At 70.1% G+C, this 23,082-nt stretch carries 21 protein-coding genes and 1 tRNA gene; 12 read left to right on the top strand and 10 right to left on the bottom strand.

Annotation, left to right across the window (positions count from 1 at the left end; translation table 11 throughout):
* The first annotated feature begins 13 nt into the window (after positions 1 to 13).
* Together ACFVRO_RS01140 and ACFVRO_RS01135 are read left to right on the top strand one after the other, a co-directional pair.
* Entirely contained in the window at positions 14 to 1,264 is a 1,251-nt protein-coding gene (locus ACFVRO_RS01140; protein ID WP_386948351.1) for an LCP family protein, read from the top strand.
* Positions 1,265 to 1,425: 161 nt separating this feature from the next.
* On the top strand, positions 1,426 to 1,884 hold the full coding sequence (locus tag ACFVRO_RS01135) for a peptidoglycan-binding protein (RefSeq protein ID WP_386948349.1): 459 nt from the start codon (positions 1,426 to 1,428) through the stop codon (positions 1,882 to 1,884).
* Positions 1,885 to 1,989: 105 nt separating this feature from the next.
* Here the strand turns inward: ACFVRO_RS01135 and ACFVRO_RS01130 are convergent, their stop codons facing one another.
* Positions 1,990 to 2,562: a TetR/AcrR family transcriptional regulator gene (locus ACFVRO_RS01130; protein ID WP_386948347.1), complete on the bottom strand. Its 573-nt coding sequence runs from the start codon at positions 2,560 to 2,562 to the stop codon at positions 1,990 to 1,992.
* Positions 2,563 to 2,657: 95 nt separating this feature from the next.
* Between ACFVRO_RS01130 and ACFVRO_RS01125 the strand changes: the two genes are divergently transcribed.
* A complete protein-coding gene (locus tag ACFVRO_RS01125) occupies positions 2,658 to 4,946 on the top strand; it encodes a glycoside hydrolase family 3 C-terminal domain-containing protein (RefSeq protein WP_386948344.1) in 2,289 nt (762 codons plus the stop codon).
* A gap of 105 nt (positions 4,947 to 5,051) precedes the next feature.
* Here the strand turns inward: ACFVRO_RS01125 and ACFVRO_RS01120 are convergent, their stop codons facing one another.
* A complete protein-coding gene (locus ACFVRO_RS01120) occupies positions 5,052 to 5,894 on the bottom strand; it encodes a peptidoglycan-binding protein (protein ID WP_386948342.1) in 843 nt (280 codons plus the stop codon).
* A gap of 174 nt (positions 5,895 to 6,068) precedes the next feature.
* Between ACFVRO_RS01120 and ACFVRO_RS01115 the strand changes: the two genes are divergently transcribed.
* Positions 6,069 to 6,157, top strand: a tRNA-Ser gene (locus tag ACFVRO_RS01115).
* 15 nt (positions 6,158 to 6,172) lie between these two features.
* Here ACFVRO_RS01115 and ACFVRO_RS01110 read toward each other — a convergent pair.
* Entirely contained in the window at positions 6,173 to 6,319 is a 147-nt protein-coding gene (locus ACFVRO_RS01110; protein ID WP_386948340.1) for a hypothetical protein, read from the bottom strand.
* Here ACFVRO_RS01110 and ACFVRO_RS01105 point away from each other — a divergent pair.
* Positions 6,318 to 6,830 carry a GNAT family N-acetyltransferase gene (locus tag ACFVRO_RS01105; RefSeq protein WP_386948337.1) on the top strand — a complete coding sequence of 171 codons (513 nt, stop codon included), beginning with the start codon at positions 6,318 to 6,320 and terminating at the stop codon, positions 6,828 to 6,830. The genes ACFVRO_RS01110 and ACFVRO_RS01105 overlap by 2 nt on opposite strands.
* Positions 6,831 to 6,917: 87 nt before the next feature.
* On the opposite strand, the gene ACFVRO_RS01100 is transcribed toward ACFVRO_RS01105, so the two are convergent.
* Complete coding sequence (locus tag ACFVRO_RS01100; RefSeq protein WP_386948335.1) at positions 6,918 to 7,553, bottom strand: TetR/AcrR family transcriptional regulator; 636 nt, start codon at positions 7,551 to 7,553, stop codon at positions 6,918 to 6,920.
* Positions 7,554 to 7,623: 70 nt separating this feature from the next.
* Here ACFVRO_RS01100 and ACFVRO_RS01095 point away from each other — a divergent pair, with 70 nt between their 5' ends.
* The 3 genes from ACFVRO_RS01095 (at position 7,624) to ppsA (ending at position 12,484) form a co-directional block, all read left to right on the top strand.
* Complete coding sequence (locus ACFVRO_RS01095; protein WP_386948333.1) at positions 7,624 to 9,024, top strand: MFS transporter; 1,401 nt, start codon at positions 7,624 to 7,626, stop codon at positions 9,022 to 9,024.
* A gap of 186 nt (positions 9,025 to 9,210) precedes the next feature.
* A complete protein-coding gene (locus ACFVRO_RS01090; protein ID WP_386948331.1) occupies positions 9,211 to 10,062 on the top strand; it encodes a pyruvate, water dikinase regulatory protein in 852 nt (283 codons plus the stop codon).
* A gap of 46 nt (positions 10,063 to 10,108) precedes the next feature.
* Positions 10,109 to 12,484, top strand: a complete 2,376-nt coding sequence (gene ppsA / locus ACFVRO_RS01085; protein ID WP_386948328.1) for a phosphoenolpyruvate synthase — start codon at positions 10,109 to 10,111, stop codon at positions 12,482 to 12,484.
* Positions 12,485 to 12,493: 9 nt separating this feature from the next.
* On the opposite strand, the gene ACFVRO_RS01080 is transcribed toward ppsA, so the two are convergent.
* From ACFVRO_RS01080 to ACFVRO_RS01070, 3 genes are read right to left on the bottom strand one after another with little or no spacing between them, the layout of a single operon-like run.
* Positions 12,494 to 12,889, bottom strand: coding sequence for a VOC family protein (locus ACFVRO_RS01080; RefSeq protein WP_386948325.1), 396 nt, complete (start codon positions 12,887 to 12,889; stop codon positions 12,494 to 12,496).
* A gap of 60 nt (positions 12,890 to 12,949) precedes the next feature.
* Positions 12,950 to 14,554, bottom strand: coding sequence for an amidohydrolase (locus ACFVRO_RS01075; protein WP_386948323.1), 1,605 nt, complete (start codon positions 14,552 to 14,554; stop codon positions 12,950 to 12,952).
* Positions 14,551 to 15,798, bottom strand: a complete 1,248-nt coding sequence (locus ACFVRO_RS01070) for an MFS transporter (protein WP_386948320.1) — start codon at positions 15,796 to 15,798, stop codon at positions 14,551 to 14,553. The genes ACFVRO_RS01075 and ACFVRO_RS01070 overlap by 4 nt, the downstream gene beginning before the upstream one ends.
* A gap of 191 nt (positions 15,799 to 15,989) precedes the next feature.
* Here ACFVRO_RS01070 and ACFVRO_RS01065 point away from each other — a divergent pair, with 191 nt between their 5' ends.
* From ACFVRO_RS01065 to ACFVRO_RS01055, 3 genes are all read left to right on the top strand, one after another.
* Entirely contained in the window at positions 15,990 to 16,592 is a 603-nt protein-coding gene (locus ACFVRO_RS01065; RefSeq protein ID WP_386948317.1) for a TetR/AcrR family transcriptional regulator C-terminal domain-containing protein, read from the top strand.
* Between the two features lie 76 nt (positions 16,593 to 16,668).
* Positions 16,669 to 18,285, top strand: a complete 1,617-nt coding sequence (locus tag ACFVRO_RS01060) for a sodium-dependent transporter (RefSeq protein ID WP_386948315.1) — start codon at positions 16,669 to 16,671, stop codon at positions 18,283 to 18,285.
* Complete coding sequence (locus ACFVRO_RS01055) at positions 18,282 to 18,419, top strand: methionine/alanine import family NSS transporter small subunit (RefSeq protein WP_386948312.1); 138 nt, start codon at positions 18,282 to 18,284, stop codon at positions 18,417 to 18,419. The genes ACFVRO_RS01060 and ACFVRO_RS01055 overlap by 4 nt, the downstream gene beginning before the upstream one ends.
* A gap of 12 nt (positions 18,420 to 18,431) precedes the next feature.
* Here the strand turns inward: ACFVRO_RS01055 and ACFVRO_RS01050 are convergent, their stop codons facing one another.
* Complete coding sequence (locus tag ACFVRO_RS01050) at positions 18,432 to 19,367, bottom strand: NAD(P)-dependent oxidoreductase (protein ID WP_386948309.1); 936 nt, start codon at positions 19,365 to 19,367, stop codon at positions 18,432 to 18,434.
* A 125-nt stretch (positions 19,368 to 19,492) separates the two neighbouring features.
* Here ACFVRO_RS01050 and ACFVRO_RS01045 point away from each other — a divergent pair, with 125 nt between their 5' ends.
* A complete protein-coding gene (locus ACFVRO_RS01045; protein ID WP_386948307.1) occupies positions 19,493 to 20,356 on the top strand; it encodes a GyrI-like domain-containing protein in 864 nt (287 codons plus the stop codon).
* 6 nt (positions 20,357 to 20,362) lie between these two features.
* On the opposite strand, the gene ACFVRO_RS01040 is transcribed toward ACFVRO_RS01045, so the two are convergent.
* On the bottom strand, positions 20,363 to 20,980 hold the full coding sequence (locus ACFVRO_RS01040) for a GNAT family N-acetyltransferase (RefSeq protein WP_386948304.1): 618 nt from the start codon (positions 20,978 to 20,980) through the stop codon (positions 20,363 to 20,365).
* Positions 20,977 to 23,079, bottom strand: coding sequence for a penicillin acylase family protein (locus ACFVRO_RS01035; RefSeq protein ID WP_386948302.1), 2,103 nt, complete (start codon positions 23,077 to 23,079; stop codon positions 20,977 to 20,979). The genes ACFVRO_RS01040 and ACFVRO_RS01035 overlap by 4 nt, the downstream gene beginning before the upstream one ends.
* Positions 23,080 to 23,082 lie beyond the last annotated feature (3 nt).

Here is a 23,082-nt window from a genome sequence, read left to right as displayed (position 1 = left end):
CGAAAGGCCCCGAGTGAGTAAGAGCACCCGACGCCGTCGTACCATCGCACGCCACGGGCAGTTGCGCACGCCAGGGCCGATCAGCCAGCTTCTGACGTTCATCGCGATCGGCCTCTCGGTCGTGCTCGTCAGCGGCATCGCCGTGGCGGGCTACGTGATCTACGACCTCACGAGCACGGTCAGCGCGAACGCCGTCGAGCTGGAGGGGCAGAAGGAGCTTCCGCCGGACATCGGCGCCTACGAGGGCGGCTTCAACCTGGTGCTCACGGGCGTCGACACGTGCGAGGACGCCTACAAGCAGTACTTCGGCGCCCGCTGCACCGGAAAGGACTCCGAGGGCACGCTCAACGACGTGAACCTCCTCGTGCACGTGTCGGACGCACCGCGCCGAGTCACGGTCGTCAGCTTCCCGCGCGACATGATGGTGCGCATACCGCAGTGCGAGGACGTCGACGGCAAGAACCACTCCGCCATGAGCAAGCAGCCCCTGAACGTCGCCTACACCGACGCGGGACTCAACTGCGTCGTCAAGACGATCTCCGAGCTCACCGGCCAGGACGTGCAGTTCGCCGCATCGGTCACGTTCGGAGGCGTCATCGAGATCACCAACGCGATCGGCGGCGTGGACGTGTGCCTCGCCACGCCGATCCGCGACAAGAACACCGGCCTGGATCTTCCTGCGGGCAACCACACCATCTCGGGCATCACCGCACTGCAGTTCCTCCGCACGCGATACGGTGTGGGCGACGGCAGCGACCTCGGCCGCATCGGCAATCAGCAGCAGTACATGTCGAACCTCGCGAAGAAGCTCATCAGCAGCGAAACCCTGGGCAATGTGCCCGTGATGCTCAAGCTCGCGACGACCGCGATCGACAACCTCGAGCCGAGCGAGTCGCTCGCCGATCCCATGAAGATCGTCCAGATCGCCCTGGCGCTGAAGTCGGTCAAGTACGAGGACATCGTCTTCCTCCAGTATCCGACGGTCACGGATCCTGACAACGCGAACAAGGTCGTCGCGAACAAGTCGGCGGCCCAGGAGATGTGGGACGCGATCAACGCGAACGCGCAGCTTCAGGTGACCCACGAGAACACCAAGAACGACGGTGTGATCGTCACCGATCCCGGCGCGGCCACTCAGGCTCCAGTCGACCCGAATGCGACTCCGGACCCCGGCGCGACTCCGGACAACGTCGTCGCGCTCCCCGACACGATCAAGGGAACGTCGGCCGCTCAGACGGTGTGCTCCAACGGCAAGGTTCGCTGACGGCTCGCATCCGCCGGGCACCCGCGGACTGAACGGTGCGATTGGCCTGACATGTGCGGGGTCGTTGCTTCGCCGCTGTCCCCCAGATGCCCTACAGACGCGGGGCGGCGTGCTCAGTACGCTCGGTGATTCACCCACCGTTAGGAAGACACTTGTCTCTTGTGAAGAAGATCACCCTGAGCCTGCTCGCGGCCCTCGGCGTCATCGTCGGCGGCCTCTTCGCCGCAGCCCCGGCGTCTGCTGCCGAGAGCCGGCCCGCCGTCGTGGTGAAGGCCGCCGATTGCACCGGAACAGCCGTGTTCAAGCTCACCACGAACAGCCAGGAGCACGCTCGTGTGCCCACCATCGGCACCTCAAAGAACTGCACGCTTCGTGCAGGCAATGTGAGCTCCGCGGTGAGGGAACTCCAGAATTCTCTGGTGGCCTGTCATGGCAAGAACATCACGGTCGACGGTGACTTCGGTCCGGCGACGCGGACCGCACTGGCACAGGTGCAGAGCTCGCTCGGTCTCGTCGCCGACGGCATCTACGGTCCCCAGACCTACAGCAAGATGAAGTTCAAGAACAGCATCAACCTGGCGTGCTCGCCGGGGTCCCAGATCTCGAACACGCTGTGGTGAAGCTCCGCTCGTAGTGCTCGTATCGGCCATCGTCCCTCCGCGGGGCGGTGGCCGAAGGCGTCTCCTTCATGAGGACGAAGCGCAGCTGAATCTGCGACGGGCCGCTCAGCGCTGCGGCGCGAGGGCGTCGATGAGACGTTCGACGATGTCGGCCATGTCGACACTCGGATCGATCATCCACTGCAGCTGCAGGCCGTCGGCGACCGCCTGCAGCACCCGTGCCATGGTGTCGGGGTCGAGGGCCGGCTCGCGCGTGGTGTCGCGGTGGAACCCGGCGGCGACCGCCTCCCGCAGCCGCTCGCTCCGGTCGAGGAAGTACGCGTGGGCGGGATGCTCGGGGTCGACGGCATCCACCGCGAGCCGTGAGAAGAGCTCGACGAGGCCGGGCACCTCGGTGTTGTGGCGGATGACGTCGATGAGTCCGTCTCGGGGGTCGGCGTCGTCGGCGAAGCGCGGATCCATGCCGTCGTGCTCGTCGCGTTTGCGGAGGACGGCGGTGAAGAGCTCCTCCTTCGACCCGAAGTAGTGCAGGAGCGCGGCGGGGGTCACCCCGACCACCTCCGCGATCTGCTTGAGGGAGGCGTTCTGATACCCCCTGCGGCCGATCACCTCGAGGGCGCTCTCCAGGATCTCCTCGCGGCGCGCCACGCCCTTCGCGTATGAACCTCGTCGTGCCATGCATCCGAGGGTAAACCTGAACAACGTTTGATATCGAATCCTGACTGTCGTATGGTTTTCGCAGGACATCGCCGTCGCCTGTGAAAGGAACCCTCATGACCGATAACCCGGCATCCGACCTCACCCTCGAGGAGAAGGCGTCGCTCACCAGCGGCGCGGACTTCTGGACAACCAAGGCCATCGATCGCGCGGGCATCCCGTCGATCATGATGACGGACGGCCCCCACGGGCTCCGCAAGCAGGCGGGCGGCACGGATCACCTCGGTCTCGCGAGCAGCGTCCCCGCGACCTGCTTCCCCCCAGCGGTGGGCATCGGCTCGTCGTGGGACCCTGAGCTCATCGAGCGCGTCGGTGCGGCGATCGGCGTCGAGGCCGCGATCGAGGACGTCGCGGTCGTGCTCGGCCCCGGCATCAACATCAAGCGCTCTCCGCTGTGCGGACGCAACTTCGAGTACTTCTCCGAGGATCCGATCGTCTCCGGCGTGCTCGGTGCGGCCTCGGTGCGCGGTGTGCAGTCGCAGGGCGTCGGCACGTCGCTCAAGCACTTCGCCGCCAACAACCAGGAGTTCGACCGGATGCGGTCGAGCTCCGACGTCGACCCCCGCCCCCTGCGCGAGATCTACCTGCGCGGCTTCGAGCGCGTGGTCAAGGACGCAGCGCCGTGGACCGTGATGTGCTCGTACAACCGCCTCAACGGCGTGTGGACCTCTGAGGACCCGTGGCTCCTCACCAGCGTGCTCCGCGACGAGTGGGGCTTCGACGGACTCGTCGTCTCCGACTGGGGCGCCGTGAACGACCGTGTCGCCGGTGTCGCCGCCGGCCTCGACCTGGAGATGCCCGCATCGGGCGGGCGCACGGATGCCCAGCTCGTCGCCGCCGTGCGCGCGGGGGAGCTCGCGGAGAGCGTGCTCGACACCGCGGCATCCCGTGCGATCGATCTGGTGCGCAAGTCGGAGCGGCGCCCGGTCGTCGCTGGTCCGCTGGACGTCGACGCCCACCACGCGCTCGCCCGTGAGGCCGCTGGTCGCTCGATCGTGCTGCTCAAGAACGACGACGGCGTGCTGCCGCTGGCCCCGTCGCAGAAGGTCGCCGTCATCGGCGCGTTCGCCGCCGAGCCCCGCTTCCAGGGCGCGGGCTCCTCGCTCATCAACCCCACTCGGGTGGATGCCGCTCTCGACGCTCTTTGCGCGGTCGCCGGCGATGCCGTGTCGTACGCTCCCGGTTTCGCGGTCGAGGGCGGTGCGATCGCGGCGTCAGGGCGCTCGGCTGAGGCACTGCGCGCCGAGGCCGTGTCCGCCGCGTCGTCGGCCGAGGTCGCGGTCGTCTTCCTCGGGCTGCCCGCCGCGGAGGAGTCGGAGGGCTTCGACCGTGAGCACATCGATCTCCCGGCCGCGCAGCTCGCTCTGCTGGATGCCGTGCTCGAGGTGAACGCGAACACGGTCGTCGTGCTCTCCAACGGCGGTGTCGTGGCGCTGCCCTTCGCCGACCGGGTGCCCGCGATCGTCGAGAGCTGGCTGCTCGGACAGGCCGGAGGCACCGCTGTCGCCGATGTCCTCTACGGAACCGTGAACCCCTCGGGCAAGCTCACCGAGACGGTGCCCGTGCGTCTCGAGGACAACCCCTCCTACGGCAACTTCCCCGGCGAGTTCGGCCACGTCCGCTACGGCGAGGGGCTGCTCGTCGGGTACCGCTGGTACGACGCCAAGGGGCTCGAGGTGACCTTCCCGTTCGGCTTCGGCCTGTCGTACACGACGTTCGCGTACGGAGAGGCGACGGCATCCGTCACCGAGGGCGGCGACATCGCCGTGTCGTTCGCGCTGACGAACACGGGTGACCGCGATGGCCGCGAGGTCGCGCAGGTGTACGTGTCGCTGGCGGGGTCGATCGCGCAGCGTGCGCCGCGCGAGCTCAAGGCGTTCTCCTCCGTCGAGCTCGCTGCGGGTGAGACCCGCACCGTCGAGGTCGTCGTGCGCCGAGAGGACCTCGCGTACTGGGACATCCGCGTCGACCGCTTCGTCGTCGAGGGCGGCGAGTACACGGTCGAGGTGGCGGCATCCAGCCGCGACATCCGCTCCACGGTCGCCGTGGTGGTGGAGGGCGACGCCGTCGTGCTGCCTCTCACGATGAACTCGTCGATCGGCGACGTCGTGGCGCACCCGGTCGCAGGTCCCATCGTGATGGGCGCGCTGGGCGGCTTCATGGGCGAGCTGACCGGCGCCGACTCCTCGGCCGCGTCGATGATGCCCAATGACGAGGCGATGCAGAAGATGATGGCGTCGTTCCCGATCGGTCGCCTGGTCGGCTTCCCCGGCATCGACGTGACCTACGAGCAGGTCGAGCAGCTGCTCGCCGCGGCGAACGCGGGCGCAGTGCCGCAGGGCTGACCGGCCCACCGTCGCTGCCCCACCGGCGCCCCTCCTGTGCATCTGCAGAGGAGGGGCGCCGGCATGTGCGGAGGGCGGACGGTGGATGCCGGCATCGACCCCGTGTCAGTCGAACTTCGGCAGCGTCAGCGCCTGCCAGGTCTCCGGGCCCACGACGCCGTCCGCTGGTGGAGCGAACATCGTCTGGAAACTGCGCACCGCGGCGTCCGTCTGCGGACCGAACGAGCCGTCGACGGCGAGCGGCGCAGGGAGCAGAGTCTGCACGGCGCGCACCGCCTCCCCGGTCGCGCCGAGCGAGACGGTGTCGATCAGTGCCGGCCAGTCGAGGAGGCCGACCGTCGTGCTGATGAAGGTGGCCCGCAGCGTCTGCTGGAACGCCTGGATCGCTGCACCGCTGAGGGGTCCGAAGGCGCCGTCGGCGGCGATCGTCGCTCCGCGATGCCGCAGCAGATGCTGGGCGGCCAGCACCCGCCAGTTCGAGTCCTGCGTCGCCCCCACCTTCACGAGCGGCCAGAGATCGGCACCCGGGACGAGCGCGCTCAGGAACGACCAGGTCTCGTAGCCGGCGGCGCCGTCCTGCCCGAGCCCCCACGCCCATTGGAACTGGCGCACGCGGTCGGCGGTGAGCGGCCCGAAGTCGCCGTCGACCACCAGCGGGTCGAGTCCGGGGGAGGGCACGAGCCCGAACTGCTGCACGGCGCGCACCGCGTCTCCGTGATCGCCCTGCTGGCTGGCGACGTAGAGGTGGGGCCAGGTCTGCGGCCCGACCACGCCGTCGGAGGGCAGCCCGACGGCGGCCTGCCGGGCGGACACGGCCGCCGCGGTCTGCGGCCCGTAGACGCCGTCCACGTCCACGGCATGCCCGTGGACGCGCAGGAAGTACTGGATGCTCCGCACCGGCGCCCAGTCAGCGCCAGATCCGATCGTGCTCCACGGTGCGACGTTCATCGTCTTCTCCTTCGTCGGCGAAAGATCTCTCCCAGGGAAGGAGCGCGCTGGACCGTCGGTGATACATCGGCGACGGCATCCGGGTCGTTCCACGGCCACGGAGACCCGATTCGTGACTGCACGTCCGACCCGTTATGATTGCAGGGTGCATCCGTGTCTTCGGCTCGGATGCCTGGAGACGTCGCATAGTCCGGCCGAGTGCACCACCCTGCTAAGGTGGAGTCCCCTCACGGGGACCAGGGGTTCAAATCCCCTCGTCTCCGCAGTAGATTCCCTGGTCAGACCCCGGCTTTCGAGACGTTGTCGACGTTCCTCGCTCCGATGATCCGTGTGTCGATGCCTGCTCCGGGGTGTGCGACAGGAGCGAGCGAGGGCTGTGCACGGCGCACGGCCGGGCAGGCGTTGATCGCCGAGAGGACCATCATGACTTCTGGATACTCGGATGCGCCGCTGACCCTGGCTCTCGTGGATCCCCGGTCTCCGGACGGGCGCGCGATTCTGGAGCGGTTCTTCATCGACATCGTCGGCCGGTACTGGGGGCGGCCGGCGACCGCCGCTGAGGTGACGGCGGCGATGCTCGACGAACCGAGCGACGACCTCTGTGGCGACGAGGGGTTCCTGCTCGTCGCCCGCGACGGCGACCGCACGGTCGGCTGCGGTGGCATGAGGGTGATCGAGCAGGGAGTCGGGGAGCTCACGCGGGTGTTCGTCGACGGCACCGCACGAGTACGCGGCGTCGGACAGGCGCTGCTCGCCGAGATCGAGTCGATCAGCGCTCGTCGCGGCATCCGCACGCTGCGACTGACGGTGCGCGACGACCTCGCCGAGGCGCATCGCCTCTACCGTCGACTCGGGTACGAGACCGTCGAGCGCTTCTCCCTGTCGCCCTACGCCGACCACCAGCTCGCGAAGACCCTGGAACCGCTCGTCCCCTGAGCGGACGGCGCGGGTGGCGGATGCCGCGGGCATCCTGCATCGGATTCGCGGCGTGACGCCGGCATCCGCTCTCGCGACGAGGTCGGACTACGCGACGGCGTACGCGCGCAGGAAGGCCTCGACTCCCTGCTGCACCGCATCCTCGATCTGCTGAGGATCGCCCGCGCGGGTTCCGCCGGCGGTGAGTTCGGGCAGGTGCGCCTGGGTGAGCACGATGAAATGCTGGGCGGCTATGGCCGGATCGGGAACGTCGAGCAGGCCCGCGTTGCCGAGCATCGCGAGTCGGCCTGCGAGGGCTTCGCGGATCGGTTCGATACCGGCGCGGCGCACCTCGTCGAAGACTCCGGGGTCGCGGCGGCTCTCCGCGAGGACGAGGCGCGAGAGCGCGGCCGCGCAGCCCTGCCGCTGACATGCGGTGAGAGCGATGGCGAGCTCGTGCAGGCTCGCCCGCCAGTGCTCCGGGCGGAGGTCGAGTGAGGTCACGATGTCATAGGACGCCTCGTTGACCTGTCGAGCGATGTCGGCCATGGTCTCGCGGAAGAGGCCTTCCTTGCCGTCGAAGTAGGAGTAGATGGTCGGCTTCGAGATGCCGGCTGCCGCGGCGATCGCGTCGACACTCGCCCGCTCGTAGCCGGAGTCGCCGAACACCGGCCCGGCGGCGTCGAGGATGGCGCGCCGTTTGTCGGTGCGCGGAGTCGGCTTCGCAGACGTGGTCGTGGACATGACACCAGATTACACCCGGTACTACACCCACTCTTGCAATCTTCTTTACTACTCAGTAAAGTCTGGATCCATGACAGTAAACAAGGTGGGTGAGCGGCTCACGAACAGCACTCGCTGGGCCATTGCTGCGATGGCCCTGGCGGCGCTCATGGCGGTGCTCAATGGCACGACGGTGACCGCATCGCTGGAGGCGATGGCGCCGGCGCTCGACACGACGATCTCCGGTGTCGTCTGGATCACGACCGTCTATCTCGTCGCGGCCTCGGCTTCGGTGCCGCTGATCGGCTGGTTGACCGCGCGCATCGGCAGCGCGCGAGTGCTGCAACTCGCACTCGTCGGCTTCGCGCTGGGCTCGCTCCTGAGCGGCTTCGCCTGGGATCTGCCGAGCATGCTCGTGTTCCGCGTGCTGCAGGGCCTCGCGGGCGGCATGCTCGAACCCGCGGCGCTCGCCGTCATCGGCGTGCTCACGCCGGTGTCGCTGATGGGCCGCGTCATGGGCTTCGTCTCGCTCGTCATCAACCTCGGGCCCGTCGTCGGGCCGCTGCTCGGCGGATTCCTGGTGAGCGTCGGCGCGTGGGCGTGGATCTTCTGGATGAACGTGCCGCTCGCCGTCCTCGTCGGCATCGCTGCGTGGCGTCTGCTGCCGTCGGACGAGCAGCGCGGCGATTCGGGTGCGACGGTGGACGTGCTCGGGCTCCTGCTTCTGCCCCCTGGTTTCGTGCTCGTCCTGCTCGGCGTGAATCGCTGGGGCGCGGGTGCGGCTCCGGTGATCGTCGGCGCCCTCGTGCTCGCAGGCGTCGCCCTGCTCGTGGCCTATGTGCGGCACGCGCTGCGCGTCGAGGAGCCGCTCGTCGACATCCGCCTGTTGCGCATCCCGTCGTTCGCGGCGGCGCTCGGCATCATGAGCGTCGTCGGACTCGTGATGTACACGCAACTGGCCGTCCTCCCGATCCTCGCGGAGCGCAGTCTCGCTCTCGCGCCGATCTGGCAGGCGCTGCCGGTCGCGGTGCTCGGCTCAGGCCTGCTCGTGTCCATGACGCTCGCTGGCCGCTTCAGCGACGACATCGGGCCGCGCATCCTCGTCAGATCCGGTGCCGCGGTGACCGCGGTGACGGCCCTGCTCATCGCGTTCGGGCATGATCGCTGGCCCCTGGGCGTCGTCCTCGGGCTCGTCGCACTCCTCGGACTCGGCTTCGGGGCGATCGCCTCGCCCACCTTCGCGAGCCTGTACCGTGTGCTGCCGAAGGCGTCGATCGCGCAGGGGACAGCCGCGCTGTTCATCATGCTGCAGCTGTTCGCGTCGACGGGAGTCACGGTCGTCGGCTTCCTGACCGAGGCTTCGGCGAACCCGGCGTCGAGCGCGCACTTCGTCATCGCCGGGGCGGCGGTGATCGTCACGTTCGCTGCATCCCTCCTGCCCTCGAGGGCGGATGATGCGGCTGTCGCACCCGCCTCTCAGCCTCGGACCTGACGTCGGCGCGAACTTCCGCGCGCCCGGCGTCTGCGGCGGGCTGCGGAGCGTGCGAGCGGCGCGGGCGGAGCGGCACATGCCGTGGCGGCAATTTCTGCTGTTCTTAACCCGCGGATCGGTGATCGCGGGGTGCACTTCTTTCATACGGTTGTGGCATCCCGATCCGATCACAGTGAGGTGCGCCCGATGACCACTCCGCGGCCCGGTCTTGCGCTGCACGGCGACGGCACCTCTTCCCGCGACGCGTACTTCGTCTCGGACAGCACGGGCATCACCGCGGAGACGCTGGGAAACGCGCTGCTGGCGAACTTCCCCGCGGTGACCTTCCGGCGCCACACCGTGCCGTTCGTCGACTCCGTCGACGGCGCGGACAACGTCGCCGCCGACATCAGGGCGAAGCGCGGAGACGGCGAGGAGCCGATCATCTTCACCACCGTGAAGTCCGCGCAGATCCTCGCCGCGCTCGCCGATGCGGGCGGAGTGATGATCGACCTCCTCGGCGGGCACCTGCGCGAGCTGGAGACGAGCCTCGGGAGCACGGCATCCGAGCAGCTCGGCCAGTTCCACGGGGTGGGCGACATGGAGCGCTACTTCGCCAGGATGCGCGCCGTCGAGTACGCGATCGAGCACGACGACGGACAGAGCATGCGCGCCCTCGACATCGCCGACGTCATCATCATCGCGCCGTCGCGCTGCGGCAAGACGCCCACGACGATGTACCTGGCACTGCAGTACGGGCTCCTCGTCGCGAACTATCCGCTGACGGACGACGACTACCCCGCAGACGGTCTTCCGCGCACCGTCGCGAAGTACGCGTCGAAATGCTTCGGCCTCACAACGACGCCCCTCCGGCTCAGCCAGGTCCGGCATGAGCGCCGCCCCGACAGCACGTACTCGAGCCTCGCCCAGTGCACGCTCGAGATCCGCCGGGCCGAGGATCTCTACCGCCGCAACCGCGTGCCCTTCCTGAACTCCTCCACGAAGTCCGTGGAGGAGATGTCCGCCGTGATCATGCAGTCCATGCGGCTGCGCAGCTGATCGCCCTCCTGAACCGCGCACGACGCACTAGACCCTGGAGAACACCATGACCACCATCCTCTGGTTCACGCAGATCGGCATGAACGACGTCGCTCAGGTCGGCGGCAAGAACGCCTCGCTGGGCGAGATGGTCTCGAACCTGTCGGGCGCGGGCGTGAGCGTCCCCGGCGGCTTCGCGACCACCGCCGATGCCTACCGGGACTTCCTCGCGGCGGACGGGCTGTACGACCGCATCCGCTCGACGGTCGAGTCCCTCGACGTCGACGACGTCGCCGAGCTCGCGCGCGTCGGCGCGAACGTGCGCGAGTGGATCGAGAGCCAGCCGCTCCCCGCGGCGTTCGAGTCCGACATCCGCAAGGCGTACACGACCCTCGTGGCGTCCGACCCGCAGCCCGACTCCGTCTCCTGGGCTGTGCGCTCCAGCGCCACCGCGGAGGACCTGCCCGACGCGTCGTTCGCCGGTCAGCAGGAGACGTTCCTCAACATCAGCGGCATCGACAACATCCTCGCCGCCATCCGCAGCGTCTTCGCCTCCCTCTACAACGACCGCGCGATCGCGTACCGGGTGCACCACGGATTCGACCACCTCGACGTGGCGCTGTCCGCCGGCATCCAGCGGATGGTGCGAAGCGACGTGGGCGCATCCGGCGTGCTCTTCACCGTCGACACCGAGTCGGGCTTCGACCGTGCCGTGTTCATCACCAGCTCGTACGGGCTCGGCGAGGCCGTCGTGCAGGGCGCGGTGAACCCGGACGAGTTCTACGCCTACAAGCCGGCCCTGCGCGACGGGCGCCCGGCGATCCTGAAGCGATCGGTGGGGGAGAAGGCCGTGAAGATGGTCTACGCCGATGCGACCCAGGTGGGCGCGAGCACCGTCTTCACCGACGTGCCGGTCGCGGAGCGCGCGCGGTTCAGCATCACGGATGCCGAGGTCGAGGAGCTCGGGCGCCAGGCGCTCGTCATCGAGGAGCACTACGGCCGCCCGATGGACATCGAGTGGGGCAAGGACGGCATCGACGGAAAGCTCTACATCCTGCAGGCACGGCCGGAGACGGTCGTGAGCCGCACCGACGGCAACGTGACGCGGCGCTTCGTGCTCGACGCCCCCGGCACCGCGATCACGGTGGGGCGCGCCATCGGGCAGAAGATCGGCGCGGGTCCCGTGCGGGTGATGACCTCGCTGGATCAGATGGACGAGTTCCGCCCCGGCGACGTCCTCGTCGCCGACATGACCGATCCCGACTGGGAGCCGATCATGAAGCGCGCCTCCGCGATCGTCACCAACCGCGGCGGCCGCACCTGTCACGCGGCGATCATCGCGCGCGAGCTCGGCATCCCCGCCGTCGTCGGCACGGGGGACGCCACCGCCGCGCTGCGCGACGGGCAGGAGGTCACCGTCTCCTGCGCCGAGGGGGACGAGGGCTTCGTCTACTCCGGCATCCTCGGTTTCGAGGAGGTCGTCACGCACCTCGACGAGATGCCCGCGAGCCCCGTCAAGATCATGCTCAACGTCGGCACCCCGGACCAGGCCTTCGCCTTCTCGAAGCTGCCCAACAAGGGCGTGGGGCTGGCCCGTCTCGAGTTCGTGATCAACCGGCAGATCGGCATCCACCCGCGGGCGCTGCTCGATCACGACACGCTCCCCGCCGAGCTGAAGGCCGACATCGCCGAGCGCATCGCGGCCTACGACTCGCCGCGGGAGTACTTCGTGAAGCGCGTCGCGGAGGGCGTCTCGATGCTCGCCGCGGCCTTCGCGCCCGAACCCGTGATCGTGCGACTGAGCGACTTCAAGTCCAACGAGTACGCGAACCTCATCGGCGGCGAGATCTACGAGCCGCACGAGGAGAACCCGATGATCGGCTACCGCGGCGCATCCCGCTACATCTCGGCGGACTTCCGCGAGTGCTTCGACATGGAGTGCGAGGCGCTGCGATTCGTGCGCGACGAGATGGGGCTCACGAACGTCGAGATCATGGTGCCCTTCGTGCGCACGCTGGGCGAGGCGGCGGCCGTCACCGAGCTGCTCGCCGAGAACGGCCTGCGCCGAGGCGAGAACGGACTGCGCGTCATCATGATGTGCGAGCTGCCGTCGAACGCCGTGCTCGCCGACGAGTTCCTCGAGTTCTTCGACGGCTTCTCGATCGGCTCGAACGACATGACCCAGCTCACGCTCGGCCTCGACCGCGACTCCGGACTCGTCGCCGCGACCTTCGACGAGCGCGACCCTGCGGTGCTGAAGATGCTGTCGATGGCGATCGAGGCGTGTCGCAGGGCGGGCAAGTACGTCGGCATCTGCGGGCAGGGTCCGAGCGACCACCCCGACCTCGCCGACTGGCTCGTCGGCGAGGGGATCGAGTCGATGTCGCTCAACCCCGACACCGTGGTCGAGACCTGGCTGCGGCTCGCGAGGCTGAACGCGTAGGCGCGGGGCTCAGCTCGCGGCGAGCACCGAGAGCACGTTCCCTGCGGGGTCGGTGAACCACGCGATGTCGGGTCCGCGGCCGGGCCCGCCGTGCGCGATGCCCTTCGCGTCGGTGCCGAAGTCGGGGTCGACGTAGATCTTCGTCACGACACCGCGGGTGTTGAGCTCGTCGACCGCGGCCTCGACGTCGTCGACCGGGAAGTTGAGGATCGTGAAGCTCGCGGGCGTGTGGTTCGGCTTGGCGTACACGAGGATCGAGCCGCCCTGGGGCAGACGGATGTCGAGGAACCCCATGGCGTTCGTCGACACGTCGAATCCCAGGGTCTCGCCGTAGAAGGAGCGGGCCGCGTCGATGTCGTCGACGCTGAACCCGCTGAACGCGTGCGTGGTCTGGAAGGCGGTCATGCGTTCAGCATGCGCCCGTCGGCGCGGCCTGTCCAGAGGCCGGCCGACGGGCATCGCCGATCACTCCGGCGCGGAGTACGCCTCCACGCCGGCGATCACGGTGAGCACGACGTGAGCCTCGAGCAGCGAGGCCGCCCCCTCGGCGAACGGATCGACGTCGATCACCGCGAAGTCGGCGGCCTGCCCGACCGCGATCGTTCCGCGCCAGGCGCCGTCGCCCACGGATGCCGCGGCATCCCGCGTCGCATGCGCGATCGCCCGCTCCAGGGGCAGCGCGAACTGCGGATGCACCGCGGGCGCCGACGGGTCCAGCGCCGACGCCCTGGTCGCCGCGACGTACATGTTCGCGAGGGCCTCGTGCGGCGCGGTGGGCGCATCCGTCGAGAAGGCGAGGAGCGCGCCGGCATCCTCGTACTCGGGCCAGGCGAACGCGCGGTCGACGCGATCATCGCCGAGCTGGGCGGCCCAGTTCGCGAAGATCGCGGGGTCGGCGTGCACCGGCTGCATCGACGCGGTCACTCCGAGCCTCGCCATGCGTTCGGCCGTGCCGGGGGCCGCATACTCCAGGTGCTCGATGCGATGACGCCGGGGGCGGTCTCCGTTCTGCGCGACGGCGTGCTCGATCGCGTCGAGTGCGAGCGTGCTCGCGGCGTCGCCGATCGCGTGCATCGCGATCTGCAGGCCGGCCGCATCCGCCGCCGCGACGACGGGGAGCAGCCGCTCGGCCGGCCAGATCGCGTCGGCGTTCGACCCGTCGGCGTACGGGTTCTTCATGGCGGCCGTGCACGCGTCGATCGTGCCGTCGAGCACGAGCTTGATACCCCGCACCCGCACCCCGGCCTGCGGCGCGGCGGCGAGCTCGGCCGCCCGGGCGACCTGGGCGAGGTTCGCGGCGTCGTCTCCCGTGTTGGCGACGAACCAGTGCGCGTCGATCCGCAGCGGAAGCGCCCCCCGCGCAGCCGCGCGGCCGAGTGCGGCGAGACCGAGTTCGTCGAACGCCATGTCGACGGCTCCGGTGACGCCGGACTCCAGGTAGGCGGCGACGACCCGCTCGACGTCGGCGTCGCGCTGCGCGTCGGTGGTCGTGGCGTCGCGGTGCGTCCAGGCGAACTGCTGGGCCGCGGTCTCGTACAGCATCCCGGTGGCGTCGCCCGCGGCATCCCTCTCGATACGCCCGCCGATGGGGTCGGGGGTGTCACGCGTGATGCCGAGCCTCGCCAGCGCGGCGCTGTTCACCCAGCACGAGTGGTAGTCGTTGGCGTCGAGGAAGACGGGGATGTCGGAGACGGCGGCGTCGATCATCGCGGCGGTCGGCTGGCCGCCCTCGATCGCGTCGAACAGCCAGCCGCGACCGTACAACTCGCCCTCAGCCTGCGCGCGTGCGGCCCGCAGGCGCTCCTGGATCTCCTCGAGAGTGCGCGCGTCGGTGAGGCCGACCTGTCCGAGCGCGCTGCCCATCATGAGCAGGTGGGTGTGCGCGTCGGTGAACCCGGGCACCACCGCCCGGCCGTCGAGATCGACGACCGCATCGGATGCCGGAGCATCCGCCTCCGCGCCCACGAAGACGAACGTGCCGTCCTCCACGACGACGGCGTCGGCCCATTGCGGGTCGGCAGCGGCGGCGGCGGTGAAGAAGCGGGCGTTGCGGTACAGCGTGCGGGTCATGCGGGGATCTCCTCGTGGACGACGGCGGTGGCGGTGCGCTCGAGGCGCGTGGACAACAGGGCGATCGCCCCGGCGGGAACGGCGAGGACGAAGCTCGCGATGCCGAGCGCGATCGCGAAGCCCTCGTAGCCGAGCACGCTGACCAGCGCGGCGCCGATCACCGGGGTCAGGGCGGAGCCGACGAGATAGACCGCGAGGAGCGGTCCGGACCAGCGGCCGTCGGCGTCGAGGGCGGCAGACGTCGAGACGAAGTACATGAACGCGACCGCGTACACGGTGTTCCAGGCGATGAAGACGACGATGAACGCCGTCGGATCGGTGGTGAAGCCCTCGACGATCTTCAGCGCCCCGCCGAGGACGAGCAGGATCACGAGCGGCACCGCCCGGCCGAGCTTGTCGCCGACGATCATGAGCAGCAGGGAGCCGAGGAGTCCCCCGGCGGTCGCGCCGCTGAGGGCGATGCCGAGCCCCTCGGGGGTGAGGCCGGTCTGCTCGGCACCCATGACCCCGGCCATGGCCCACAGCGAGTCCTCGCTGGCGGCCCAGAGCGCGAACGTCACGAGCAGGCCGAAGCCCGCGATCGTCACGAGGCGCGACCGTGCAGGAGACACCCTGACCGCGCCGGTCTCGGGGATGTCGATCGGCATGGCCTCCGCCACGGCCGCCGCGGCCTGCGGTGCGATGACGGGCGCCGCGGGCAGCCACACCGACACGAGCAGGCCGATCAGGCTGAACAGCGCCAGGGCGCCGAACACGTCGATGGGGGCGAGACCGATCAGCGGGATGACGGCGAGCACGACGGTGATGACTCCGCGGTTCGCGAGGCCGTTGAACCCGGCGACGCGGTCGGGGTTGCGGAACGCGGCCAGCGCCGCACCGGATGCGGCGACCGCACCGCCGGCGCCGATGCCGCCGGCGAGGAGCCCCGGAAGCACGAGGCCCGGCAGGAACGCCGCCGCGCCGAAACCGAGGACGGCGAGGGCGAGGCCGGTGCGCGCGACCGTGCGGCGGTGGACGCCGGCGCACAGCGGTGCGATAGAGAGCCCGGAGACGGCGGTGAGCAGCAGGGTCGCCGTCACGAGCCAGCTGGCCGCGAGCACGTCGATGCCGAGGGCGGTCTGCGCCGCGGTGATCATGTACGGGGAGAGGTTGACGCCGAGGTAGCCGGCGATGCCGATGGCGAAGGTGGCTGTGGCGGTCGGCAGGCGGAGGGGGACTCGAGTGCGGAGATCGGGAACGGTCATGGAGGACTCCAAGGGCGGGCGCACGGCGGTGTGCGCGGGTGTCGGGTGAGGCGGGATGCGCGGGTGGGGCATGCCACGCATAAACGAATGGTGTTCGTAAACGAATGGTGTTCATTATTATGCACAGAGGAGATGTCGCAGGGAAGACCCTGTGTTGCGAGCACGTGACGATCTCCTGGGAGTGAGGAACCATGCCGAGACCGACCACGCCGCTGCTGTCGGCCGAGATCATCGGCGATGCCGGACTCGCCCTCTCACGTGCGGGGGAGCCGTTCGGCGTCAACGCCATCGCCCGGAGCCTCGGCGTGCGGCCGTCGTCGCTCTACAACCACGTCGACGGCATGGACGGCATCGTGGAGCTCATGCGCGGTCGCCTCATCATCGGATACCGGGTCGAGCCGTCGGGCGACGGATGGGACGACTACCTCCTCGACCTGCTCCGCGCGCAGCGCCGCATGTACGCCGACCACCCGCAGCTCGTGCCCCTGCTCATCGGCAAGACCATCACCCACCCCTCGGTGATCGCCGCCTACGACGAGCTCGCGACGGTGCTCGTCGACGGAGGATTCCCCGAGGACGAGATCCTCGCGATCATCGCCCTCATCGACGCCTTCGCGATCGGCTTCGGGCTCGACCTCGCCTCTCCGGATGACGTCTGGCAGCCGGAGGGGGAGACGCGCACCCTCGGGCGTCTCCTCGACGGAGCAGAGCGCGGTGAGGCCCGCTCCGACCGCACCTTCGAGCTCGGCGTCTCGGTGCTGCTCGACTCGCTGCGCGCGCGGCTGGCCGCCTGAACCCGCGCCGCACCGGTTCGTCGAGGACCCGGCTCGCCCCCGGCATCCGTCCCTCATCTCGGGTAGTCTCGCCCGCATGCCCACCGCAGCCACGCAGACCCACAAGCGCGAGGCGTTCGGCTCGCGGAACGTCTTCATCCTCTCCGCGATCGGATCGGCCGTCGGCCTCGGCAACATCTGGCGCTTCCCCTACGTCGCGTACGAGGGCGGCGGAGGCGCGTTCCTCATCCCCTATCTGTGCGCCCTGCTGACCGCCGGCATTCCCCTGCTGTTCTTCGACTACGCGATCGGCCACCGCTTCCGCGGGTCGGCGCCGCTCGCCTTCCGGCGCCTGCACCGCTCCGCCGAGACGCTCGGCTGGTGGCAGGTCCTGATCTGCGTCGTGATCTCCGTCTACTACGCCGTCATCATCGCGTGGTCGGCGATGTACACGTGGTTCTCCGCACAGCTCACCTGGGGCCCGGGCAACGAGAACGACTTCTTCTTCTCCGAGTTCCTGCAGTCGGCGGACGTCGCGAAGACGGGCGTCTCCACCGAGTTCGTGCCGCAGGTCGGTCTTCCCCTCGTCGTGGTCTGGCTGGCCGTGATCGTGATCATGTGCCTCGGCGTCAAGAAGGGCATCGGGCGCGCGAACATGATCCTCATGCCGCTGCTGACCGTGATGTTCGCGGTGCTGGTGGTGCAATCGCTCTTCCTGCCCGGCGCCCTCGACGGGCTGAACGCGTTCTTCACACCCGACTGGGAGGCGCTCGCCGATCCCGCGGTGTGGGCCTCGGCGTATGGCCATATCTTCTTCTCGCTCTCGGTGGCGTTCGGCATCATGGTGACCTACGCGTCGTACCTGAAGCGCAAGACCGACCTCACCGGGTCGGGGCTGGTGGTCGCCTTCGCGAACTCGGGCTTCGAGATCCTCGCCGGCATCGGCGTGTTCGCGGCGCTCGGCTTCATGGCGCAGGCGCAGGGCACCGATGTGTCCGGCGTCGCCTCGTCGGGCATCGGACTGGCGTTCATCGCGTTCCCCACGATCGTCTCGCAGGCGGCCGGCGGATCGATCATCGGAGTGCTGTTCTTCGGTGCCCTCGTCTTCGCCGGTGTGACGTCGCTGATCTCGATCCTGGAGGTGATCGTCGCCGCCCTGCAGGACAAGCTGGGGTGGAGCCGCATCCGCACGACGCTCACCGTGTCGATCCCGCTGGCGGTCATCTCGATGGCCCTCTTCTCGACGACGACCGCGCTCTCGGTCCTGGACACGACGGATGCCTTCGTCAACGCCTTCGGGATCATGGCGGTGGCCCTCGTCGCCGTGATCGTCGTCGCGTGGATGCTGCACAGGCTCCCCGCGCTCAAGGACCACCTGAACCGGCGGTCGAGCTTCCCCGTCGGACGGGTGTGGATGCTGCTCGTCGGCGTGCTCGCACCGGTCGTGCTCGGATACCTCTTCGTCACGGGGCTGATCGACAAGATCGCGAACCCCTACAGCGGGTACCCCGCGTGGTTCCTCGGCATCTTCGGGTGGGGCATGGTGATCGCCCTGGTGGTGCTCGCCTTCGGTCTCGCACTGCTGCCGTGGGGCAGGCGCTCGCACGCGAAGGACGACCCCGACTACGACGAGTTCCTCGCGGCCGAGCACTACGACCCCGATCAGGAGACCGCCGTGCACGCGCAGCCCGAGCAGAGGGGAGCGGTCGCATGAGCGCCGCAGCCGTCGTCATGATGATCGTCGCCATGGTCACGGTCTGGGGCGGCCTCATCGCCGCGATCGTGAACCTCGCCCGCCACCCCGAGGTCGCGGAGAGCGAGCCGGAGGCCCCGCCCGTCGAGCTGTAGCGGACGCGCCCGTCAGGGGCGGACCTGGTTCCTCAGCTCCTCGCCCGCCATGAGCCGTGCGACGTTCTCGTCGATGAGCGCGCTCGCGCCGACGGGCCTGTTGCCTGCGACGTGCGGGGTGATCACGAGGTTCGGCGTCGTCCACAGCGGGGACTCCGCGGCGAGGGGCTCGGTCTTCATCACGTCGATCGCGGCGGTGCGGAGCCGACCCGTCGCCAGAGCGTCGATCAGGGCGCCCTCGTCGACGGTGGTGCCGCGGCCGACGTTCACGAACACGGCCCCCGGCCGCAGCATCCCGAACACCGCGGCGTCGAAGAGGTCGGCGGTCTCGGGAGAGGCGGGAACGAGGGAGACGAGGACGTCGGTCTCGGCCAGCACCTCGGCGGCGTCCGCCTCCGCGCGCACCTCGATCCCGGACCGGATGCCGGAGCTGCGGGCGATGCCGCGCACGTCGGCGCCGAGCAGGCCGAGCATGGGGGCGAGTCGTGCGGCGATCGAGCCGAAGCCCCAGATCGTCACGCGGGATCCGGCGAGGGTGTACGCGGAGCGTGTCTCCGCGGCGCTCTGGGCGGAGATGAAGTCCGCGTCCCACCGCCGTCGGCGCTGCGCGTCGTGGAGAAGGTCGAGTCGGCGCACCGCCCCGAGGATCAGCGCGAGAGCGTGCTCGGCGACGGGGCCGTCGTGCAGGGAGCGCCCGGAGCAGATCCGCACGTCCGCCGCGAATCCGGCGGCGAGCACGGCATCCGGCCCCGCGGCCAGCGTCTGCACGAGCCGCAGCTCCGGCAGATCCCGCACGGCGTGGTCGAGCTGGCGCCCCGGGTTCTGCCAGGTGACCAGCACCTCGGCATCCCTGTGCTCTGCGGGGATGTCCGCGGACACGTCGTAGACCACGACCTCCCCATCGGATCGCAGCTGCAGCTCGATGGTGTTCGGGACAAGGATCTTCATGGCGCCTCCCTCACCAGGAAAGCACATCGCGCACGGGGCCCGGTGCGGGCATGATCGGATCGGACCGGAACGATCGGGTGCGAGCCCGCTGCCGGACGGGATGCTGGACAGGAAAGGAGGACCCCATGATCGGAGCGCTCAACGCACTGGTCGATCTCGTGGAGCGGGATGCCGCGGCCGAGGTCGACGTCGCCGGGTTCGCCCGCGCGCAGGGAACCACCGAGTACCACCTGCGCCGGATGTTCTCGGCTCTCGCCGGAATGCCCCTGTCGGAGTACGTCCGGCGCCGGCGCATGACGCTCGCCGCCGCGGAACTCGTCGGCGGGGCGCCGAACGTGCTGGACGTCGCGGTTCGACACGGCTACGGCTCGGTCGAGGCGTTCGGCCGGGCGTTCCGTGCCGTGCACGGCATCGGCCCGGCGGAGGCGCGACGAGACGGGGGTCCTCTCCGCACACAACCCATGCTCCGGTTCCGCCTGAGCGTAGAAGGGAGCGTCCCCATGGCCGTCACCGTCATCACCCTGCCCGAACTCGTGCTCGTCGGCCACGCCGCACGCGTGCCGCTCATCCACGAGGGCGTCAACCCGCACATCCAGCAGCACATCGCCGCCATCGCACCCGAGGAGCACGTGCGACTCAAGGGGCTGAACGACGCCGAGCCCTCCGGCATCCTCGCGGTGACCGGCGACATCGAGCCGGACGCCCCCGAGGGGACGACGCTGACCTACCTGCACGGAGTGTCCCTGGCGCCGACCACCGCGGTGCCGGACGGTCTCGACGTCGTGCGCGTCCAGGGCGGAGGCTGGGCCGTCTTCTCGGCGACCGGTCCGTTCCCCGAGACCCTGCAGCGCCTGTGGGCGGCGACGGCGACCGAGTGGTTCCCGTCCCACCCGTGGCGGCTGCGCCCCGGTCCCTCGATCGTCCGCTACCTGGAGTTCACCGGGACGCACGCCACCTGCGAGCTGTGGCTGGCCGTCGAACCGGAGTGACGGCGGTCAGCTGATCGCCGCGCGCTCCGCGTGCAGTCTCTCCCAGCGCTCGCGGGTGAGGAAGGCGAGCTGTCCGGTCTTGGCCGGCAGGTCCACGTGCGGGCCGAGCTCAAAGCCGGACTTCACCGCCCGTGCGACGGCGCGCGCGTTGCGCACGTCGGGCTCGATCACGAGGCGGTCGACGTCGGGGCCGGCGAACAGGAACTCCGCCATCGCTTCGGCGACGAGCGAGGTGAACCCCGCGACGGGCGCGCCGCGGTCGCCGAGCAGGAAGTGGAGGCCGGCGTCTCCGGGGAGGGCGTCGTAGACCTCGCCGAGGGGATCGTTCTCGGGCTCGTACGTCTGGAGGAGCACGATCGGAAGCCCGTCGCGGCGCACGAGGAACGCGTGGTGGCTCGGCAGCCCGTCGACGAAGAGGTAGAGGTCGCGCAACTCCTCTCGCGGAAGTTCGGAGAGCCCCCAGAAGTGGGAGGCGGGGCGGGTGACCCAGTCGTGCAGCAGGTCGAGCTCGGTCACGGGATCGAGCACCGTGAACTCCAGGCGCCCGAGAGCGGGCGAGTCCGTCGTGTGCACGACGGCGCCCGCCGGACCGCTCGCCAGGCGGGAGGTGCGGATGACGGTCATGATGCTCCTGTCGGGGTGTCGGCGTGCAGCGCCGCCCAGTCGGTGACGACCCTCGTGGGGTGGACGGCGGCCCAGTCGCGGAGCTGGTCGGAGAAGTGCGGGGAGTCGGGGGCGCCCGCGGCGCCGAACGGCACGCTCCACAGGCTCTGCTCGCGGTCGGCGAGGTCCCATGCCCACCGGGCGACGGAGCCCCGCCAGGCGCGGTCGGTGAGCCCGGGGGGCGATCCGGTGCAGCGCACGGCGTCCCCGTCTCCGGACAGCTCGATGTCGAGACCCGCGACCGGGGCCGTGGCCCGGGGGACATCCGCGAGGACGTGCGTCGGCAGCATCCGATGCGTCGATCCCCAGGTGCCGGCGTCCACCGCCCTCTCCAGAGCCCGCCGCACCAGAGCCGGGGCGTCGTCGCGCAGGGCCGGATGCTGGAGCAATCGGGGGAGCACCGCGGCGACCTGTCCTTCGACGCCCATCCACGGGTCGAAGACCGCGCCGAAGGGGTGCGGCTCCCGCAGCGGCGACATGGCCGGATGTGCGGCCGTCTCCTGCACCAGCGCGTCGCGCCAGGCGCCGAAGGCGCCGGCCGCCTCGGAGTCGGCATCCATCCGCCCGTCCCATGCCGTGATGAGGTCGCGGACTCGCACGGCCGCGGGGGAGAGCGACGCGTCGGGAGAGGGGAGCAGGGCGCGCAGCGGCGCCGTCGACCCCGATGCGGTGTCGCCCCAGACCGGTTCGAAGTCCGCGGGGGTGCGCGGGGCGAGGTCGGCGAGAAGACGGGCGATGCGCGACGCCCGATGAGACGACGGGTACGCCCAGCCGAGGTCGATCGCCGCGGCGGACGGGCGCTCGTTCGCGTCGACGGCGACATCGCGCACGACGACGGCGCCGACCCTGTCGCGGTCGGGGGCGGGAGCGACGGAGGCGGCGGAGTGCGCGCGTCGGCGTTCGTCCCTTTCTCGACGGGGAACGGTCCCGACCGTGGCCGACAGCACGTCGCCTCCGCGGTCGGCGGCGAGCACGCGATTGACGGGATCGACCCAGTGGCCGAAGGCCGAGATCACGTCCTGAGCCGTGCGCGCCCGCAGCAGCGGCAGGAGCGCTCCGGCCCCGAGATCGGCGTTCGTCCGCGCGGGATGCCGGATGCTCCAGGCCCGCAGCCCGCCGTCGTGCGGATGCGGATCGGTCACGATGCAGCCGCGGGCCGTCTCCAGCGACTCGACCTCGATCGTGTCGCCTCCGCGCACCGCGATCAGCGACCTGAGCACCTCGACGGGCTCCCACCCGCGGGGTCCGAGCGCCTCGTACCCGCCCTGCACGGTCCGCAGACGCTCCTCGAACACGTCCACGCTGTGCGCGATCGCGTTCGTGATGCCCCAGGCAGCGTCGCCGGTGTGACCGAAATGCGGCACGCCGGGCACGCCGGGGAAGGCGAGCCCGATCACGTCGAACTCGTCGCACGCGAGCCTGACCTGCTGATACACGCCGGGGAGCTCGAAGATCCGGTGCGGGTCGCCCGCGAGCAGGGGCATCCCGCTGGCGGTGCGCGATCCGTGCAGCGCCCAGGCGTTGCTGCCCGCCGTCGGGGTCGTCTCCTCACCGGAGTCTCCGGCGAAGAGGTCGACCCACTCGTCGCCGAGCGCCAGCGCGACCCGCTCGCGCCACAGCACGTGCGGGAACGTCGAGAACAGCGCGTGCGCGACGTGCAGCACGCCGAGCGGATCATGGTCGTCCCACGCGGTGAGCGGCCGGGTGTCTCCGAACGTCTCGTCGAGCACGCGGAACTCCGCCGCGCGGGAGCCTGCGGCATCCATCCCTCGGCGCACGCCCCCGGCGTAGGCGCTCACGAAGGCGCGATCCTCCTCACCGAGCGCGTCGAACGCGCGCCGCGCGGTGTCGTCGAGCCGCGCTCGCCGGGCGAACACGTCCCACACGACGCCGGCCTCCCCGATGAGCTCGGAGAGACGCCCCGCCGCTCGCAGACGGTCGACCTCTATCTGCCAGCCGCGGTCGCGCGCGGTGACCTCACCCTGCGCCTCGGCGAGATCCCGCACGTCCGTCGCCCGGATGTGCGGGATGCCGAGGTCGTCCCGGAACACCTCTGCCATCCG

This window comes from Microbacterium sp. NPDC057944, from assembly GCF_042887445.1.
Lineage (GTDB): Bacteria > Actinomycetota > Actinomycetes > Actinomycetales > Microbacteriaceae > Microbacterium > Microbacterium natoriense.
Note: the sequence above shows the minus strand (reverse complement) of the source record. Positions and strands in the feature narration are given on the sequence as shown.